Raw genomic sequence first — 20623 nt, forward strand, 5'->3', positions numbered from 1 at the left:
AATTTAACACTTTTCTCAAAATTCATGCACCGTGTTTTCGGCTTGACCCCATTAACCACAGGCAAATGCTAAAACAGCCAGTGTATTTACTCTAATGAAGGAAAGATAAACCATAAAAAAAAAGTAACTTTGCAAAGTCCGTAGTTCTAATAACAGACATTGGACTTTTATTCGTACAAAAATCGTTTATAAAACGCTTGATATGAAAAAGATTTTGCTTTTAGGATCAGGAGAATTAGGTAAAGAATTCACAATTGCCGCCCAACGGCTAGGACAACATGTCATAGCCTGCGACTCCTATCCCGGTGCACCTGCCATGCAAGTTGCCGATGAATTTGAAGTATTTTCTATGCTTGACGGAGAAGCCCTCAATCAAGCCGTAAAAAAACATCAACCAGATATAATTGTACCTGAAATTGAAGCTATCCGGACTGAACGGCTCTACGAGTTTGAAGAAAAAGGCATACAGATAACCCCCTCAGCCCGCGCTGTCAACTACACGATGAACCGAAAAGCCATTCGCGATATGGCTGCAAAAAAACTAGGGCTAAAAACGGCCAAATATTTTTATGCCACCACTTTTGAACAATTAAAAACTGCGGCCGAAGAGATCGGTTATCCATGTGTAGTAAAACCATTAATGTCATCATCAGGCAAAGGGCAATCTATTGTTAAAAGCCCAACGGAATTGCAGCATGCCTGGGAATACGGCCTCAGCGGCAGTCGTGGAGACATTCGTGAATTAATTATAGAAGAATTTATTCGTTTCGATAGCGAAATCACTCTCTTGACCGTTACACAGAAAAATGGCCCTACCCTATTCTGTCCCCCCATCGGACACGTGCAAAAAGGCGGAGATTACCAAGAAAGTTTCCAACCGGCACATATCGCTCCTGAGCACTTGACCGAAGCAGAGAGTATGGCTGAAAAAGTAACAAAAGCTCTAACTGGGGCCGGTCTTTGGGGCGTTGAGTTCTTCTTAAGCCACGAGCATGGTGTATATTTCTCAGAATTGTCACCACGTCCTCATGACACAGGCATGGTAACTTTAGCCCAAACACAAAATTTCAATGAATTCGAACTGCATCTACGCGCAACACTAGGACTGCCGATCCCCTGCATCAAACAAATGCGAATAGGTGCCAGCGCCGTTATTCTCTCCCCCATTTCCAGTCAGGAATGTCCCCGTTACCGTGGATTAGAAAGAACCTGTGAAGAAGATGCAGACATACGCATATTCGGCAAACCAACAACACGCATTAACCGTCGCATGGGAGTTGTTGTATGTAATGCACCTCTTGATGAAAATTTAGACGACTTGCGTGAGAAAACCAAAAGGCTAGCCTCTTACGTTGAAGTTTATTAACACATCACAAACAAAACAACAGCACACATTAGTCAATAAACAATCACACTTAAAACAAACAATTCTCTAACAATCATATTTTTAAAAGCAAATAAAACAAAGTTCAACCATCCACAAATTGGGTGGTTGAACTTTTAAAGACCCTTTCCTAAAAATAAAGCAAATACAAACATACAAAAACAAAACATTTTTCAAATTACCTAAAAACGACATCATAAGTACCCTTATTGAAATATAAAACTGTTGTCGTCTGAATGAAAGAATTGATAAAACTTACATCGTCAATAAAATCCTGTTTTCAACTTCTGCCCTTTACCATCAAATGTATTAAACTTAAGTACATTTCAAGGATAAACTTATCACAATACCTAAAAATTAACTACAGTAAGTTCCAAATTCCATATTTTGGAATTTGGAACTTAAACCAGTAAAACACCTATTTTATAATAACCTATAAAATTTTGACTCGTTCTTCAGAAAATGAAAACTTCCAATTAGAATATTGTTAAAAACAAAAATAAAATTAGTTAGGAGCTTCTAGCATTAACCGTTCAAATAACTTCACCATATTAGGATATTGTGTTGCTACATCATGCTCTTCCCGGATATCATTTTCCAAATTATAAAGTTGTATTCGTGTGTTGCCTTTTCGTATATTTGTAAGAATGCCCTTCCATTTTCCCAGACGAATTGCCTTGCTGCCAATTTTAGGATCATGATATTCCCAATATAAATATTCATGTTGCCTTTGCTCTTCTTTTCTATCAAGTAATGTAGATAGAAAACTGATACCGTCTGTTGGTGGACAAGCAATACCTGCAATCTCCGCAAATGTGGGCATTACATCTTGAAAAGCACAAATATGGTCACTTTCCATACCCGGTTTAATTTTACCCGGCCATGTTATAATTGCTGGAACTCGAATTCCCCCTTCATGCAAGAAACACTTGTCCCATCCGTATTCAAACTTAAAAAGACCGCCACTGTTAAACCAAGGCGAATCACTTCCTCCATTAAACGTAGCACCATTATCAGACGTGAAAACAATAAGTGTATTCTCGTATAGATTGTCTTTTTTAATTTTTCAATCAACTTGCCTATCTGCTCATCAAAATGGCTAATCATTGCCGCATATGTAGCATGTGGATAGCGACAAGGCAGATAACCAGCCATACCTGTATAAGGCTTTTCATCACCAAATTTTTCTACATAATATTTTACCCAACGTTCAGGAGCTTGTAAAGACACATGCGGTAAGGGAGTAGTCCACATCAGGAAGAAAGAATTAGCAGCAGTATCTACGAATTTTACAAGTTCATCAAAAATCAGGTCATTCGCATATTCTTTTTGAGTATATTTGGAGTAGCTGGCCAGATCATTCGGATCATCATTTTTACCCAAAGGAAATCAATGAGGATCTATCACCGTGTTTTGTAAATAAACACGGTCTTCATTTTTATATAAAAAAGGCGGATAATATGTGTGGGCCTGGCGTTGACAATTATATCCATAAAATAGGTCAAAGCCTTGTTTATTGGGCGTTCCTTCAGAATCAGGATAGCCAAGTCCCCATTTCCCGAAACATCCGGTAGTGTAACCTGCCTGCTGCATCATTCGTTCAATAGTCATTGTATTGGCCTGCAAAGGGAACTGCCCTTCCAACTCTTTATGTACATATACAGAATCATAATTATTGACAGCTCCACGTTCAGGCATTTCATTATTAAAACGGATCTGTGCGTGCCCGGAATGTAAACCTGTCATCAATACGCAACGCGACGGAGCCGATACAGGAGAACCGGAATAATGCTGTGTTAATTTAATACCTTCTTTACACAAACGATCAATGTGAGGTGTTTCAATTTTTTCTTATCCGAAACAGCCGATATCTCCATACCCCAAATCATCCATTAAAATATAAATAATATTGGGCCTAGGCTGTGCAACTTGGCCTTGCAAACAACTAGCGCATAGAGCGGAAATTCCAATAAATAAATTTCTTTTACTCATGAGATTATCTTTTATCTAAAGTCTTTAAAACACATATCAACAAAGGGCTATTTCAGCAAATTATCTATGATTGCATGCCCAAAGTACAAAATCATGTGCACCAGATCAAGGGATAGATATCCACTAAACTAACCATATCCCTTCCTCCAACAGGCTTTTCTCCTATTAAATTCAAGCAGGTAAGACATATTGAGGAAATTATCATAACAAAGAGCCTGTTTTCAGAAAAGTTTCTGCTTTTTTAAGTGAATCTAATTTCCCAACATCCACTAGTTGCAGGTTATTAACAGGATACCCCATAATATCAACTTTATCACACACTGAAAGATAGAAATCAATAATAGAGAACTTAGGTTGATATCCTTTCATCAAAGAAAATAAATGCGGCGAAAAAGTGTGTATACCAGAAAAGGCATATTTATGCAAACACGACAAATTTAAATCTGCATAGGGTGAGCGTACTTCACCTGTGATAATATTTGTCCATCCCACCAAACGATTTGATTCATCAAAAAGCAAATAACGTGACGTGGAACGTTCGCTAACCAACAAGGTTGCACTATATTTCAAACCTGCCACATAAAATGTTGGCAGATCAGCATTATGGAGAATATCTACATTATGTATAAGAATAGGACTGCTATCTGCTGAGAATAACGGGGCTGCTTTCAGAAGCCCACCACCAGTATCAAGTAACTGTTTCCGTTCGTCAGAAATTGTGACAGCCACATTATAAGGATGCCAATCTAAATAATCTATCACTTGTTGGCCAAAATGATGAACATTAACGACTATTTCATCAAAGCCGGCAGCAATCAGGCGATTAATCACCCAATCAAGCAAAGGACGCCCCTCAAGGGGAACTAAAGCCTTCGGAATTGTATCAGTGAGTGGTTTCAACCGTGTACCCAAACCTGCTGCAAAAATCATTGCTTTCATAAAAAACAATATTTATATCGGACTTGATAAAAAGAAAAAAGGTGAGTCACAATAACATCAAGACCCACCCCATTTATTTTGATTTATTCACTGCCTGGCAAACCGACTATAAATAACATTCATCTTTATATCATTAGATGTTCCACCAGCTATCTTTGCACTAGACATACTCATATCGTGACGCACCCTCAATAATGTTTTGGTCGTTTGCCCATAAGCATTTGTTGTTGTACTGTATTCCGCTTTAACAGGCACCAAAACCACTTTATTCCACTCTGGATTAGTTTTCTCCCAAATAGCATACTTGACACTGCGTTCTGATTCCGTATCATCAGGCAACACACCTGCACCGGCATCACGTTCATTCTTCAATAATGTCAATAGCCCACTAATATTAGTGAAAGTATAGGCATTAGCCGAACTATTAAACGTTGTAAGGTAAGAATCACTCTCATTTGTCAATTTCTCAGCTTCAAAAAAACTGTAAAGATGCTTCTTCCGTACCATTAAAAGCGTTTCAGGACGGCTCAAAGAAGCTGCAGACGTATTTTCCTTATTATAACAAAGGAAAGACAAAGTGGCTGTATTAATTGTATCTGTATAATGTTCACCGGCAACAACCTCAGACACAGGCAAAGTTACTTCTGTAAAAATTCCCGAAGGTGATTTTACATAAGTATAAGGATTATCAGCAGCAAGCATACTCTGTGGAATGGCATTATCAATCACAGTCTGCTGAATAACCTCTTCCGTAGCAGCCATACGTTGCATACCATCAACAATAGTGTCATTACCCGAAGCATTCTTAGTATGGTATCTAAAATAAACATTCAATGTAGTTGTTTTAGCCTTTAGCATAGAACCTACCCCACCGGCTGTTTTAAAATAGAACCCAGGACAAACATGATGGATAAACTGATAGGAATTAGCATAATTATCAGGATTCTCATAAAACTTTCCAACTAAAAAATCGCCATAATCACGAGGGAGTTTCACAATAACGCTACGATAATAAGAGTAGCCATCAGTAACTGAATCAGGCCGCGTAAGGTCTTTTACGGCATAAGTCACAGATTCCTTTTGTCCCTGACCTTGGGTATAGAATTCTTCAGGAGATACGTTTGAATAGTAAAATTTATTTTCTTCGACCACTTTCGTTGTATCCAATTCCTGAACTACCAGTTTCATGGTGGTAAGCGAATCACCATAATAACTTTCTACCGCTATACGAAGATCACAAGAATCGACAACAATCTTGCCATTCTCGTCTTTTACCATTTTATCATATGGAGGAAAAGAGTAACTTTCAAGCACATGAAATTGCGCCAAAAAGCTACAAGTTGTCTTTGCACGTGTTTCAGGATCAACCACACATCCAAGATAACTATCATTGGTATTAGACAACACCGAATCAACAGCTAAAGCAACAGAGTGAACAACATAAGTTGACTGCGATGTAGAAACACCGTCACCTCCCGGCATCACATCAAAACCGATGCTGGCAGTATCATCGTCACACGCAGAAAAGATTATTGGTGCAGCAGCTACCACAAATAGCAAAACTGACACAAAACGGATAAACTTTTTCACAATAAGATTACGGTATTATTTGTCGAAAGACAGGTTTTTTTGCGGTCTTTGTATTTTACTCACTCTCCATATATATGGTCGTAACAAGCGCCATAAACTTCCCCCATATTGTCATCTCCAAGCCACTCCCACGAAGGAATGTTTCTAGATTTTGCAAAATCCAACAAACCAGAATTTGCACCAGACGCACCTTGAATATAACCATCAGAAAAAGCTACAGCCAACTGCCCATAGGCCTCTGGAGAAGAAAAGTCAATACCCGAAGCTTCCAACACATCAAGACTGGCATCACGAAAAGCCACACATTCGGCAAAATTAGACACAGGCGGATTTTGAGGCATTTCGTCATAAGCAGAGAAAACAACCTTAGCGTTAACAAAAGGAGGCTCTTCACGATAAGCCGTCTTGACATATAATGGGACAATTGAAGACATCCATCCATGACAATGAATCACGTCAGGACACCACCGCAATTTTTTCAACGTTTCAAGAACACCCCGCGCATAGAAAATCGCACGCTCGGCATTATCTTCATATTCGCAACCATTCTCATCACTTAACATCTGGCGCTTATGGAAATATTCATCATTATCAATAAAATAAACCTGCATGCGCGCAGCCTGAATGGAAGCGACCTTGATAATCAACGGATGGTCTGTATCATCTATAATGATATTCATACCGGAAAGACGTATAACCTCATGCAACTGATTACGCCGCTCGTTGATATTGCCCCACTTAGGCATAAAAGTACGGATTTCTCTACCACTATCCTGAACAGCTTGCGGCAATCTCCGGCCTACCAATGCCATTGGGGTTTCGGGAACATAAGGGGTAAGCTCTTGGGTTATAAAAAGAACCTTCTTCGCTTTTGTCATTTTAATTCAGTATAACTTATAAATACCGTGCAAAAATACAAAAAAAAATCGAGATGAGCCTATTATAGTCAAAGTGATTACCACCTGTTTGTTAAAAAATGCGTTTTCCAAATATCTTTTAGTTGATATATGATAATTATTCTGTTATTTTGCACGCTGTTTCAAAAAAGCAAGATTAAAATGCAGATTATATCGACTGTCAAAGAACTTGAAAAAAGCCTCTCCGCTATCAAGAAAGAAGAAAAAGCAATAGGCCTGGTTCCGACTATGGGAGCGTTGCATGCAGGCCATGCCTCATTGGTAAAACGCTCTGTAGAGGAGAATGATGTCACGGTTGTAAGCGTTTTTGTCAACCCTACTCAGTTCAACGATAAAAACGATTTAAATAATTATCCCCGAACTCTTGAAGCAGATTGTCTACTGCTAAGTGATTTAGGGGTAACCATTGTATTTGCGCCAACAGTAGAAGAAATTTATCCTGAACCCGATACACGAAAATTCAGTTACCCCCCGATAGATTCCGTTATGGAAGGCGCACGCCGCCCAGGGCACTTCAACGGTGTTTGCCAGATTGTCAGCAAACTATTTAATATGGTAAGTCCCAATAAAGCCTATTTCGGAGAAAAAGACTTCCAACAAATTGCGGTGATTCGCGCAATGGTGAAAGCACTCAACATCCCTGTTGAGATTTGTCCCTGCCCTATCATACGTGAGGAAACCGGACTTGCACTAAGTAGCCGCAATACGTTACTTTCAGAAGAAGAAAAAGCAACAGCCACCAACATCTCACGCATTCTCTTTGCCAGTGTAGATTTTGCCGCTCAGCATTCCGTAAAGGAAACCCATGAGATGGTAGTCAGCCAACTAAACAGCATTGATGGCCTTGAGGTGGAATATTTCCAAATAGTTGACGGCATAACGCTTCAACCGGTCAATCTATGGGAAGATACCGATTACATCATGGGATGCATCACCGTTTATTGCGGAGCACGTCCCATAAGGCTTATTGACAATATTAAATACAAATAACAACATTCATATATGTTTCTGAGTCTGCTCAAATCAAAAATTCACTGTGCTCATGTGACTGAAGCCAACTTACACTACATGGGAAGCATCACCATTGACGAAGACTTGATGGATGCGGCCGGTATCATAGCTGGCGAACATGTACATGTGGTAAACAACAATAACGGCGAACGTATTGAAACCTATGTCATTACTGGACCACGCCAATCGGGATGTATTTGTCTCAACGGAGCTGCAGCCCGAAAATTTCAGATAGGTGACGAAATCATAATAATGTGTTTTGCAACGATGACGCCAGAAGAGGCCAAAACTTTTAAGCCTACGGTTATTTTTCCTGACAGTGAAAACAACCGCATTTAACTGTCGGTGCACAAACTCTGATGAAACTACGTCTTCTCCAAGAACTTCGATGGGTGGCAAGAGATTTGCTTCTCACTGTATTTCCATGCCGTTGTACAGTATGCCAGAATCGTTTGGAAACATTTGAAAAACACATCTGCACTTCCTGTTATTCTTTATTACCATTCACAAGGCTGCATGGCGAACAAGGCAACATAGTTGAGCGATTATTCTGGGAAAGAATTCCAATAGAACGTGCCAACTCCTTCATTAGATATCTTCCTGACACTAACAGCAGCCGTATCATCAAATCTCTGAAATACTATAACAAACCAGGAATTGGCATCTTTTTCGGACGAGCCATGGCTAATGATTTGAGAGATACTGACTTTTTCAATGACATCAATCTTATCATTCCCGTACCTCTTCATCCCAACAAATTACGTCATCGCGGCTACAATCAAAGCACTCAACTAGCCTTAGGAGTCAGCCAAATAACAGGCATCCCCGTGAGAGAAGACATCATAGAGCGTATAAAAGATACCGACACTCAAACAAAAAAGTCCCACACAGAACGCAGGGAAAACATGGAAGGGGCTTTCAAGAAGATAAACGATGACGCGGTAAAAGGACAGCATATCTTGATTATTGATGACGTCATAACAACTAATGCCACATTATTGTCATGCGCTAAAGAACTAGTAAGAAAATCACCGAACACCCGTATCAGCATCCTCACACTAGGACTGGCCGGATTTCATCCACTCATTACAAAAGCTCCGATCATATTGCCAAATCCGTAAGTCTGTCACACCACAGAACATATTAATAATATCAATTACCGAATAGCATTCACACGTATATAAGTTTCAAATTCCGAGCGGGTTCCATTAAAAACATTAACATCAACGTCCCCATGAACTCCTGCCACACGACCATCATAGGCCAACTGCCAATACAACAAATGCGTATAAGGTTTATATTCTCCATAACGGGCAATCCACACTTGGCATTGCAATAACTCAGCTGGTGCTTCTTCCATGTATTTATTTACAAAACTCTGACTTACATACAGCACAGGGGCTGTTCCTGTGCGCCACTTCACCAGCCTCATCCAATCAATAATTTCACGAAACATTCTCTGACTGCCTCCCATCGATTCAATCTGCTTGTCAGAAGGTTCCACGTCAAGCACAGGTGGCAAGTCACCCCGTTTGGGCTTAGCTACAGACAAGAAGAACTGGGCCTGCTGCCGACCGCTTGTTTTTGTTGAAAAGAAATGATAAGCGCCCAAATGAATTCCATGTCGGCGGGCAGCTGCAGCATCAACCGCATAATAGCGGTTCTTCACAGTAACGCCCTCTGTCGCCTTAACATAAACAAAGTTCACAGGATAATCGATATGACCTTTAATGCGTTTACGACTGGCCGTCCCCAACCCGGTAATTCGCATTTTGGTCCAATCTATACCATAATGCCGACCGGCAATCTCATGCTGATAACGTGAAATATCTATCCCATATACTCGATCTGCCGTATAAACCATCTGCTCTCCGCGAAATTTATCATTGCCCCATATACCGGCACGTACCATTTTACCCTCACCAACAGCGAATCCAAAGCCCTGACGAGTCCCATCCGACCATGTTCCAGAATAATAAGCCCCATCCTTTTTCAACCACCAGCCGTCTCCGTGACGCTGTAAAGTTTTGTTGAAGTTTCCGGAATAAACACTCTCAGAATTCTCCCAAGAGCCATACGACAAAGTATCAGACCGCCACAATCCATCATAACGATAGCCCAATGTATCCATCATTATCCCCTTTCCATCACGTTTACCCGACAGCCAATATCCGATATAAACGCCACCATCACCATAAGTCATCTGTCCCACACCGTCAGGAATCCTGTCGTGCAACTGTCCTACATAACGGCTACCATCCTTAAATTGCAAATGCCCATACCCCCGACAATCCAGATAAGCCTTTTCCCTACTGCGACCGGCTTTTTTGAACATCCGCGTTGTTATGGCAGACGGTATATCATCACAGCCAAGCATATAGTCTGTCCAAGTTTTCATTCCATCCCACAGCCATCCATAAAAAGGCTTGAAGTTCCAATTCAAACGCCGTAATGCAAAGAGCGGTACCATTTGATTATTTGCCCGAACGCCAACCAGCCTTCCGCGAGCATCTGTAACCGGCATACCATCCAAACTTGTCAATGCCAAGCCAGAAATACTATCGACTGGAGCCACCACAGGTAAACCGTTTTCTTCCCAACTACCTAAAACTGCGGCAGGCCTTCCTCTGAATGCTAAAAAACCGGTATCAAAAATGTGTATTCCCTGTGGCCATCCAGACGGTTCATTGATTTGCAACAATAACAGGCTACCAGAACGTGCAACCATTTTGGAAACATAACGATACTCCTCAGCCACAGTGTTCTCATTTTTCCGTACAATATTAATGACAATCTCAAAATCCGCCTGCAAACGAGCACGAGCCATAGGGTGTCGTAAAGCTTTTCCAATCAGTTCCAGTTGCCGTTCCACATGAATTCGCTCTCTTGTATTTCTGACACGATAAGCCATCACTTCATTATAGCCATCATCTACAGCGGAATGTGTACGGGCATAATAGTCCAATTCTCTTGCTGCTTCCCGCTTATTCTCACGCAGGATTTCCAGCCGGTCTTTCTCCTTTGTCAAAATCTTAGCCAAACTATCCGAACAAATTTCATCACCTGCAAAAGATATGGCCGAAGCCGATGTCACAACAGCTCCAGAACCAGAGACTACAAAACCTGAGTTAAAAGAAGTATCAGCAACAAGGCTATCCCCCGAAAACGTTGTCACCATACCTTTATCTGCAGAAAGCCACAAAGTATCCTTATCAGTCAAAGCCACATAATAGATACAACGCGTCATCACCCGGCATACGCCATTTAATCCATGAGACAAATTGCCAGGCGTCAACTGTAACCATAAAGCGACAACAATCCCCGTTGCCAGCAAACGATAAACCCATGAGCGTAAACAGCAAAATTTCCTTTTCATACTAATCCTCTTCAGCCCCAACTCTTTTACATTACCTTTATTGATACCCCTGTCTTTCTCTTAAACAAGAAAAGATTCTCACACATGATTTCTTTCGCAATATAGCTATTTTTATCCAGTTGTCAAAACTAAGGGCACCATTAGAAAGGTTTCTCTGCAACATTTCTGACAGAAACGAATCATTCACCAACTATCCCGACTATCCTGCAAAGGCATGAAGTTAGCAGAACATCAACCGTCACGGAAAGTAAAATACACTAAAGTTTAAAAGGCTACTCCATTTTGCAGTTATGACATATTTCGCTAACTTTGCTCCCAAACAAACGTTAAAACCTTATGCAACTCTATCCCAAACTCATAACTGATGCACTGGCTACAGTACGTTATCCCGGTACGGGGAAAAACATTATTGAGGCAGGCATGGTGGAAGACGATCTCAGAATCGACGGCATGAATGTGTCGTTCTCAATCATTTTCGAAAAGCCTACCGACCCCTTCTTGAAGTCTGTAGTCAAAGCAGTAGAAACAGCCATCCACACTTATGTGGATAAAGACGTTAATGTTACTATCGGAACAAAAAGCCTCCAGTCCGCACGCCCGGAGCCCGGAAAGATGTTGCCGCAAGTAAAGAATGTCATTGCCGTAAGTTCAGGAAAAGGCGGAGTGGGAAAAAGTACAGTCGCGGCCAATCTGGCTGTAGCCCTGGCTCTACAAGGACACAAAGTAGGGCTGCTCGATGCTGATATTTTCGGCCCGTCGGTCCCCAAGATGTTTCATCTCGAAGCCGAAAACATATTTGCGGAGATGAAAGATGGTCGTCAAGTTCTCATTCCGGCCATGAAGTATGGAGTGAAACTGCTTTCCATAGGTTTTTTTGTCAACCCCGATACCGCCACTTTATGGCGTGGCGGAATGGCCTCAAACGCATTAAAGCAACTCATAGCTGACGCCGACTGGGGAGAACTGGACTACCTTGTACTTGACACGCCACCGGGAACAAGCGACATTCACCTGACACTGCTTCAGAATCTGGCCATCACCGGAGCGGTTATCGTTTCCACGCCTCAAGCGGTCGCTCTGGCCGATGCACGGAAAGGCATTGACATGTATCGCAACGATAAAGTGAACGTCCCTATTCTCGGACTTGTAGAGAATATGGCGTGGTTCACTCCTGCAGAATTACCTGAAAACAAGTATTATATATTCGGTCGTGATGGCGTGACCCTGTTGGCGGAGGAATTAAATGTATCTCTGCTCGGACAAATTCCGCTGGTACAAAGCATCTGCGAAAGCGGTGACGAGGGTGAGCCTGCTGTTGTAAAAGGAAACACCATGACAGCAGCCGCTTTCATCAGGCTGGCCGAAGCTGTAGTACGGGAAACGGAGCGACGCAATAGCGAACAGCCACCTACCCGCATTGTTGAAATGACCAAATAAGCATTCATTAAACTTACACCCCGGAAAGCAGCCCCTATTACTTTCCGGGGTTTATGTTACCGTTTCGCCTGCGGCAGTAAGTTTATTTCAAGATTGACACATCCCATGGTACAATTCATGTTGCCGTTTGCCGATGACATACCAGTTAAGGGGATGCCTTGCAGAGGACGATACGAAAGCAAATATCGTGCCAAAGGAAAAGATGCATCCAGACGAAGGCCGGAAACAGAATACCTACATTAACATTTTTAACTTTCAATAAGATTCCGATGTATTAAAACATCGGTTGCAGGCCGTACTGTAGAAAAAGTCCGTATCGGAATTTCAACTCGAATACTTGGAATTTAAATTGCAATACGGGGAATTCTCAGGGAAAATATGGTCGAAATCCATTAAAATACACCTAAAAAACACAGAAAAAGCGGGACTTTCAATCAGGAAGTCCCGCTCCGCTGTTACAAATATACGACATTTTCCGGTCGAAAGCAAATTGTGTTAAAAACAGAAAGTGCCATATTCAATGTCTGTTGACCGGTTTTCTCAGCCAACAAACCCTATTATTACTTTGTCAAAGCCACTTCCGCATTATTCTGGATGATTTCATTGCCGGGATAGCCACCTTCAGTCACATTGCTGTAGGCCACAGAGCCATCTTTATTCAACATCAAATAACACGGAATGCCCTGCATGCCCAACTGTGAGCCTAAGTCGCTCCATTGTTTGTTTGTCAAGCGATAATGATCACCGGATATTTTCTTTATCATAGTATCCCAAGTTGCCTGGGGAGAAGTCTCACCGGTCACATATACAAAAACGACACCTTTTTTCTCCAATTCCGGCTTAATGGCGTCAATTGTTTTCATAGCCGCACGGCAAGGACCACACCAAGTGGCCCAAAAATCAATCAGCACAACCTTTCCCTCATAAGCCTTGGTAATGGCCGGCAAAATATCCGCACCACTAACCTCTGCCGGAATACTTTTAATTTTGAACGCCACAGAAGGAGTCTGCTCAGGTCCATTTTCAGAAGAGGCATCTTCTGCCGTCTGTACACCTGGACTTTGCTTGTCCGCTATTGGCGTCGTCATCTTCTTGGCACAACTGCTACCTGCAAACAAAACGGCTATCGCCGCCATCATTATTATTTTTTTCATATTCAATAAGTATTATGGATTGATAAATTGAAATAACACAACTGGGTATATGGCGCCATTGATCCGTTGCCATTTTAATTCCCGTTCCGGCAAATTTACGAGTTTCCGGCGGACATTCCAACATTACACTCATTTTTTTGCCATATACAACATTTATACAGAAATAATGGCTACTTTTGAAGCGCAGAAATCGCATAAAGCCAAAAATGATTCCTCGTCACCAAAGTAAAAGCATAAAAAATGAAAACATTCCTGCATGCTGCCGATTTGGGCAATTTTGAAACGGCGCTGGCCGAAGCTGCCGCTGTTAAGAACGACCGCTATCAGTTTGAACATCTTGGCCGCCATAAAACGGCCTTGCTCATATTCTTTAACAATAGTCTGCGCACACGGCTTTCCACGCAAAAGGCCGCCCGCAATCTAGGCCTTGACGTCATTGTGCTAGACGTCAACCAAGGCGCATGGAAACTTGAAACAGAGCGTGGCGTCATAATGGATGGCGATAAAAGCGAGCATCTGCTCGAAGCAATCCCCGTAATGGCATCTTACTGTGACCTCATCGGAGTACGTACCTTTGCCGGACTGACTGACCGCGAAGCCGACTACAGCGAAAACATCCTGACACAATTCATTAAATACAGCGGAAAGCCCATATTCTCCATGGAAAGTGCCACAGCCCATCCCCTACAAGCCTTTGCCGATCTCATAACGATTGAGGAATACCGCGAAAAACGACGCCCAAAAGTGGTACTGACCTGGGCACCCCATCCTCGCGCTCTTCCACAAGCCGTTCCCAACAGTTTTGCAGAATGGATGCGCGCTGCAGAGGTTGACTTTGTCATCACCCACCCTGAAGGTTACGAACTTGATCCGCTTTTCGCAGATAATGCGCACGTGGAACACGATCAGATGAAAGCATTGGAAGGTGCTGATTTCGTTTATGCCAAAAATTGGAGCTGCCCGGGTGTAACCAATTCCGAAGATTACGGCAAAATACTTTCACGCGACATGTCTTGGACTGTAGACGAAAATCACATGGCCGTCACCAACAACGCTTACTTCATGCACTGCCTTCCTGTACGGCGCAATATGATTGTTTCCGACAATGTCATAGAATCTCCCCGTTCGCTTGTCATACCTGAAGCTGCCAATCGCGAAATTTCAGCCACAGTTGTATTAAAACGAATTTTAGAAAGTATCTGATGCCTTTCGCCTCAGTTTTCTCAAAAAATCCACTCCAACTTTCTCCCACAGACCATCTCTTCACCCGCGTATGAACGGAAAAGCAGCAAATAGAACAACAAAAAAATGAGACTAACCTTAAACTTCATCATTAAATAGTTTGGCCGAACGAGAAGAAATACCTATCTTTGCGCTGCATTAAGCCTAAAGACCGCTAATATCCGCGGTAAGCCGGCGTTTATTGCGGAAATAGCTCAGTTGGTAGAGCACAACCTTGCCAAGGTTGGGGTCGCGAGTTCGAGTCTCGTTTTCCGCTCCAAGGTTGCTCGAATGGTGGAATCGGTAGACACGAAGGACTTAAAATCCTTTGGCCAGTGATGGCTGTGCGGGTTCAAGTCCCGCTTCGAGTACTAAACTCCTCAATCATTTAACAGTTAAATGATTGAGGAGTTTAGTTTTACATAAAAGACTCATATATTGTTTGGTTTAAAACAAAAAATCATTGACTATTATTATAGTCCTGTTGAAGTTTCAACAATAAAACGCGGCCGGTGTTTGACTTCCTTATAAATTTTCCCCACATACTCTCCAATTATTCCTAAAGCCGTAAGTATAGCTCCTCCTACAAACCAGACACTGATAAGCAAGGAAGTCCATCCGGGCAATGTGTGGCCACTGGCATAGGCCGTCAGAGCCCAAATAATAACTCCAATGGAAATGAGAATAAAGCATAACCCCAATGAAGTTATAATACGCAACGGACGCACGGAAAAAGAAGTTATGCCGTCCCAGGCAAAACTCAGCATGCGACTCAGAGGATATTTGGATTTTCCAGCAAAACGCTCGGCACGGTCGTAATAAACGGTATCTTCTCTAAAACCAAGTGTCCTAACCAAACCACGAATAAAAAGATTGCGTTCCGGATACTGCAACAGCGCTCTTACAGCCCGTTGGCTCATAAGACGGTAATCGGCATGATTATACACCACATTGCCCCCCATCATCCGCAACAGACGATAATAAATCAATGCCGTTTGTCGTTTGAACAAAGTATCTGTCTGCCTGCTTTGACGGACACCATAAACGATATCTGCTCCTTGTAAATATTTTTCCGCCATCGCTACAATAGCCTGAGGATCATCCTGCAAATCTGCATCTATCGAAACGACAGCATCCCCCATATCCACGGCCCGTTCCAATCCTGCCCAAAGTGCATGCTGATGTCCGGCATTATGAGCCAGTTTCAAACCGGCCACCCTGCGGTCTTCCCGTGCCAAACGAACAATAAGCGACCAGGTTCCATCTATACTTCCGTCATCGATGTAAAGAATCCGCGCCTCAATAGCATAATCGGCCTTAAGCCGGGCGGCTACAAGTAGCAAGCGTTTCGTAGTTTCATGGAGTACAACCTCTTCGTTATAACAAGGAACAACTATGGTCAGGAACATCGTTTGGAGTATTTTATGTAGAATGATATATCATCGTAAAGCGCATCATCAAATATACGCTCCGACTATATTGCAAAAATACAAAAACAAAATCAAATGTATGATAACCTTTTGTTTTTTTCGTATCTTTGCAACGGTCTTTTCAAAGGTTCTTTTACTAGCGACATCCATTGTCCCAGATTTAAGCCACCCGTTAATGAAAACTACCTACATGAATAATGATTAAATATATTCTGCTATTTATATTATGTCTATTGGTCACTCCCGTTTGCGGCCAACCTATAGCCAACAATGAAGAATTATGGCTTGATGACAATGGACAACATATCAATTGTCACGGAGGTAACATTCTATATCTCCCCGATGGTAAATATTATTGGTATGGCGAACACAGAGTGGAGCATATTCCAGGAACTTCAGAAGACGGAATTTCACTTTATACTTCCAAGGATTTGAAAACATGGCATTATGAAGGCCTGGTACTCGAAGCTGTAAAAGATATGACATCCGACATTACTCTAGGATGTATTATGGAACGTCCCAAAGTTGTTTATAATGTCCGGACAAAAAAATATGTCATGATTTTTCATCTGGAACTACGCGGTAAAGGATATTCCGCCGCCCGTACGGGATTTGCTGTGGCAGATAACCCAAAGGGACCATTCCGCTTCCTCCGTTCCGTACGCCCTAACGCCGGCAAATGGCCTGCCGACTTTAAACGAAAGGATAAAAAAGCAGCATCGGATCTCCGTCCCGAAGCTTACAAGGAATGGTGGACACCGCAATGGTATCAAGCCGTCAGCAAAGGTCTCTTTCTGAAACGCGACTTGAAGAAAGGACAAATGAGCCGTGACATGGCTGTCTACATTGACGATGACGGGAAAGCCTATCATCTGTACTCTTCAGAAGAGAACCTGACACTGCATCTGGCAGAATTGACCAATGACTATCTGCATTATACCGGAAAGTATTGGCGCATTGCGCCTGGAGGGCAGAATGAAGCTCCGGTGATATTCAAAAGAAACGGAACATACTGGCTGATAGCCAGCGGCTGCACCGGTTGGGCCCCAAATAAGGCCCGTCTTTTCAAAGCTTCCCAAATAACCGGCCCATGGGAACAGCTAGAGTGCCCGGCCCGTGGCAAAGGTGCCGACAAAACCTTTGGCGGCCAAGGAACCTATGCCATGCCAGACCCGCAACGTCCGGGAGAGTTTATTTTTATGGCTGATGTGTGGACCCCCAAGCAGCTCAGCCACAGCCGGCATCTTTGGATACCTGTAACGTTTGAAAACGGCAGCCCGGTATTGCGTCAGTAAGATACAATGCCTACTGCCGTTTCCTTTTTAATAGAAAGATAGCATAAGCATAAAAACAATAAGTATGAGCAATCTCAGATTTAAAGTCGTAGAAGAAGCGTTCAAGAAACGCCCCATCGAGGTAAAATCCCCCTCCGTCCGCCCGTCAGAATATTATGCGAAATACGTGTTTAATCAGGAGAAGATGTTCAAATACCTCCCATTGAACACCTATAAAAAGTTGCGTGAAGTTATCGAGCAAGGCACGGAACTCCCAATGAGCGTGGCAGACGAAGTGGCAAAAGGCATGAAGAAATGGGCCATGGACATGGGCGTAACCCATTGCACCCATTGGTTTCAGCCCCTGACAGAGGGCACGGCCGAGAAACATGACGCTTTTGTTGTACACGACTTTAAGGGAGGCATGGTTGAGGATTTTTCCGGAAAAGAACTCGTACAGCAAGAGCCTGATGCTTCTTCATTTCCCAACGGGGGCATCCGCTCCACGTTTGAGGCTCGCGGCTACTCGGCCTGGGACCCCGCCTCACCCGTGTTCATCATTGAGGACACACTGATGATTCCCACCGTATTTATTTCCTATACCGGAGAAGCGCTCGACTATAAAGCCCCCTTAAAGAAATCACTGGCCGCTGTAGATAAAGCCGCCACCGCGGTAGCCAAATACTTCGATCCTGCAGTGACACGCGTAACAACCAATTTGGGATGGGAGCAGGAATATTTTCTGGTAGATGAAGGCCTTTACGCCGCCCGACCTGATTTATTGCTGACCGGACGGACTTTGATGGGGCACGATTCGGCCAAGAACCAGCAAATGGATGACCATTATTTCGGCGCCATTCCCGAGCGGGTGGCCGAATTCATGCGCGATTTGGAAATACAGGCACTCGAACTGGGCATTCCCTGCAAGACACGCCACAATGAGGTAGCCCCCAACCAATTCGAGCTGGCCCCTATTTTTGAAGAATGCAATTTAGCCGTCGACCATAACATGCTCCTCATGTCGCTTATGCGCAAAGTGGCGCGCAAGCACGGTTTCCGCTGCCTGCTCCACGAAAAGCCTTTTGCCGGCATCAACGGCAGCGGCAAGCACAACAACTGGAGCCTGACTACCGACACCGGCGCATTGCTCCACGCTCCGGGCAAAACTCCCGAAGAGCATTTGCGCTTCATTACCTTTGTTGTAGAAACCTTAGTTGGTGTGTACCGCCACAACGGCCTTCTGAAAGCCTCTATCATGAGCGCCACCAATGCCCACCGTCTTGGCGCCAATGAAGCACCGCCGGCCATTATCTCCAGTTTCCTGGGCAAACAGCTCAACGAAATGCTTGAACGGGTAGAAAACTCCACAAAAGACGAACTCTTTACGCTGGAAGGAAAGCATGGCGTACAGCTAGGCATTCCGCAGATTCCAGAATTGATGGTAGATAATACTGACCGTAACCGCACATCGCCTTTTGCCTTCACCGGCAACCGTTTCGAATTCCGTGCAGTCGGTTCAAGCGCCAATTGCGCCAGTGCCTTAATAGCCCTCAATACAGCTGTGGCCGAGGCCCTGACGGACTTCCATATACGTGTGGAAGCCTTAATTGCCAAAGGAGAGAGCAAATTATCGGCCATCTTCGATGTGTTGCGCGAAGATATCAAACGGTGCCGTCCCATCATATTTAACGGCAATGGCTACAGTGATGAATGGAAAGAAGAAGCCGCCCTCCGCGGATTGGACTGCGAAACGTCCTGTCCGCTCGTTTTCGACCGCTATCTCGATGAGGACAGCGTAAGGATGTTTGAGCGCATGAACGTCATGAAACGTCATGAACTGGAAGCCCGCAACGAAATAAAATGGGAAACTTATCAGAAGAAGATACAAATAGAAGCCCGCGTGCTCGGAGACCTCTGCATGAACCATATCATTCCGGTCGCCACAAAATACCAAAGCGAACTGGTTGATAATGTGCACAAAATACAAATGGCTTTCAGCGACCCGGCCAAAGTGAAGGAGCTGACGGCTTACAACATCGACCTCATAGAGAAAATAAACAAACATACGAGCTTTATAGCCGAAAACGTGGAAGCCATGGTTGAGAAGCGAAAGGTGGTGAACCGCATAGAGAACATGCGCGAGCTAGCCATCGCTTACCACGATGAGGTGGCGCCCTATTTCGATGCCATCCGCAGCCACATAGACAAGCTGGAACTCATCGTGGAAGACGAGATGTGGACTCTGCCTAAATATCGCGAACTTTTGTTTGTGCGCTAACCCATGTGACCATTACCACGTCTGCATAATGAGAACGGGCTATTCTTCAAACGGATAGCCCGTTTTGTTATGAATACATCTGCCGGTTGAATCAAATCAGGTGACACCTTATCTGCTCCACCCGGCAATGAACAATATCACCACCCCGCTCCTGCGGTCTGAAATCAAAAGTTACACAACAGTTCTGACCGCCAGCCCTATTCACCAGCTCATACCCACAACGCCCGCTCTGTTGCCGGTTGCTGACCGGAGCTGAGAAATCGTGCAGCAGTGCTGATGCACATACCGTGCCAAAGTTTAAATATATCATCGGATGAAAGCCTGAGAAAGAGCGCCGTCATTAACATTTTTAACTTTCCGTCACATTTCGATATCTTCAAATATAGGTTATAAGTATTGAAGAAGAAAAAGTCCGTATCGGAAAACCAACACGAATACGGGAAATTTTAATTCCGATACGGAGATTTTGAGACGGAAATACGATAAAAATCCGTACAAAAAGACCTGAAAAACACAGAAAAAGCGGGACATCCTGATGGAAAGTCCCGCTTGGCTGTTACAAAGATACAAAATTTTCCGGCAGAAAACAAATAGTGTTAAAAATGGGGCAAGCCGAAATG

General features: G+C 43.2%; 14 protein-coding genes, 2 tRNA genes and 1 pseudogene. 10 read left to right on the top strand and 7 right to left on the bottom strand.

Going from position 1 to position 20623, the window contains the following annotated elements:
• Positions 1–202 precede the first annotated feature (202 nt).
• The gene (purT, locus tag C5S62_RS00190) at positions 203–1366 is read left to right on the top strand and encodes a formate-dependent phosphoribosylglycinamide formyltransferase (RefSeq protein ID WP_104403555.1); all 1164 of its coding nucleotides are present in this window, start codon (positions 203–205) and stop codon (positions 1364–1366) included.
• A gap of 523 nt (positions 1367–1889) precedes the next feature.
• Here purT and C5S62_RS00195 read toward each other — a convergent pair.
• From C5S62_RS00195 to C5S62_RS00210, 4 genes and pseudogenes are all read right to left on the bottom strand, one after another.
• A pseudogene (locus C5S62_RS00195) lies at positions 1890–3376 on the bottom strand (arylsulfatase).
• Between the two features lie 201 nt (positions 3377–3577).
• Complete coding sequence (locus tag C5S62_RS00200; RefSeq protein WP_104403556.1) at positions 3578–4315, bottom strand: sugar phosphate nucleotidyltransferase; 738 nt, start codon at positions 4313–4315, stop codon at positions 3578–3580.
• Positions 4316–4402: 87 nt separating this feature from the next.
• Positions 4403–5905, bottom strand: a complete 1503-nt coding sequence (locus C5S62_RS00205; RefSeq protein WP_223301072.1) for a DUF4270 domain-containing protein — start codon at positions 5903–5905, stop codon at positions 4403–4405.
• 59 nt (positions 5906–5964) lie between these two features.
• The gene (locus tag C5S62_RS00210; RefSeq protein WP_104403557.1) at positions 5965–6783 is read right to left on the bottom strand and encodes a glycogen/starch synthase; all 819 of its coding nucleotides are present in this window, start codon (positions 6781–6783) and stop codon (positions 5965–5967) included.
• Positions 6784–6963: 180 nt separating this feature from the next.
• On the opposite strand from C5S62_RS00210, the gene panC reads away from it, so the two are divergent.
• Genes panC through C5S62_RS00225 form a run of 3 tightly spaced genes read left to right on the top strand, consistent with a single transcriptional unit; the run spans position 6964 to position 8954 of the window.
• A complete protein-coding gene (panC, locus tag C5S62_RS00215) occupies positions 6964–7812 on the top strand; it encodes a pantoate--beta-alanine ligase (RefSeq protein ID WP_104403568.1) in 849 nt (282 codons plus the stop codon).
• Between the two features lie 12 nt (positions 7813–7824).
• Positions 7825–8172: an aspartate 1-decarboxylase gene (gene panD, locus C5S62_RS00220; RefSeq protein WP_104403558.1), complete on the top strand. Its 348-nt coding sequence runs from the start codon at positions 7825–7827 to the stop codon at positions 8170–8172.
• Positions 8173–8192: 20 nt separating this feature from the next.
• Complete coding sequence (locus C5S62_RS00225) at positions 8193–8954, top strand: ComF family protein (protein WP_104403559.1); 762 nt, start codon at positions 8193–8195, stop codon at positions 8952–8954.
• A gap of 35 nt (positions 8955–8989) precedes the next feature.
• Here the strand turns inward: C5S62_RS00225 and C5S62_RS00230 are convergent, their stop codons facing one another.
• The gene (locus C5S62_RS00230) at positions 8990–11209 is read right to left on the bottom strand and encodes a GH25 family lysozyme (protein WP_104403560.1); all 2220 of its coding nucleotides are present in this window, start codon (positions 11207–11209) and stop codon (positions 8990–8992) included.
• A gap of 336 nt (positions 11210–11545) precedes the next feature.
• Here C5S62_RS00230 and C5S62_RS00235 point away from each other — a divergent pair, with 336 nt between their 5' ends.
• Positions 11546–12646, top strand: a complete 1101-nt coding sequence (locus C5S62_RS00235) for an Mrp/NBP35 family ATP-binding protein (RefSeq protein ID WP_104403561.1) — start codon at positions 11546–11548, stop codon at positions 12644–12646.
• A gap of 560 nt (positions 12647–13206) precedes the next feature.
• Here C5S62_RS00235 and C5S62_RS00240 read toward each other — a convergent pair.
• A complete protein-coding gene (locus C5S62_RS00240; RefSeq protein ID WP_104403562.1) occupies positions 13207–13800 on the bottom strand; it encodes a TlpA disulfide reductase family protein in 594 nt (197 codons plus the stop codon).
• Between the two features lie 240 nt (positions 13801–14040).
• On the opposite strand from C5S62_RS00240, the gene C5S62_RS00245 reads away from it, so the two are divergent.
• The 3 genes from C5S62_RS00245 to C5S62_RS00255 all read left to right on the top strand — a co-directional run bounded on the left by C5S62_RS00245 (position 14041) and on the right by C5S62_RS00255 (position 15392).
• On the top strand, positions 14041–15003 hold the full coding sequence (locus C5S62_RS00245) for an acetylornithine carbamoyltransferase (RefSeq protein WP_104403563.1): 963 nt from the start codon (positions 14041–14043) through the stop codon (positions 15001–15003).
• Positions 15004–15225: 222 nt separating this feature from the next.
• A tRNA-Gly gene (locus tag C5S62_RS00250) sits at positions 15226–15301 on the top strand.
• Between the two features lie 5 nt (positions 15302–15306).
• Positions 15307–15392, top strand: a tRNA-Leu gene (locus C5S62_RS00255).
• Positions 15393–15494: 102 nt separating this feature from the next.
• Here C5S62_RS00255 and C5S62_RS00260 read toward each other — a convergent pair.
• Positions 15495–16430, bottom strand: a complete 936-nt coding sequence (locus C5S62_RS00260) for a glycosyltransferase family 2 protein (protein ID WP_172485912.1) — start codon at positions 16428–16430, stop codon at positions 15495–15497.
• 218 nt (positions 16431–16648) lie between these two features.
• Here C5S62_RS00260 and C5S62_RS00265 point away from each other — a divergent pair, with 218 nt between their 5' ends.
• Entirely contained in the window at positions 16649–17746 is a 1098-nt protein-coding gene (locus C5S62_RS00265) for a glycoside hydrolase family 43 protein (protein ID WP_104403565.1), read from the top strand.
• A 64-nt stretch (positions 17747–17810) separates the two neighbouring features.
• Complete coding sequence (locus tag C5S62_RS00270) at positions 17811–20003, top strand: glutamine synthetase III (RefSeq protein WP_104403566.1); 2193 nt, start codon at positions 17811–17813, stop codon at positions 20001–20003.
• The last annotated feature ends 620 nt before the right edge of the window (positions 20004–20623 follow it).

Origin of the sequence: Prevotella sp. MGM2, from assembly GCF_002933955.1 — a bacterium.
Taxonomy (GTDB): Bacteria; Bacteroidota; Bacteroidia; order Bacteroidales; family Bacteroidaceae; genus Alloprevotella.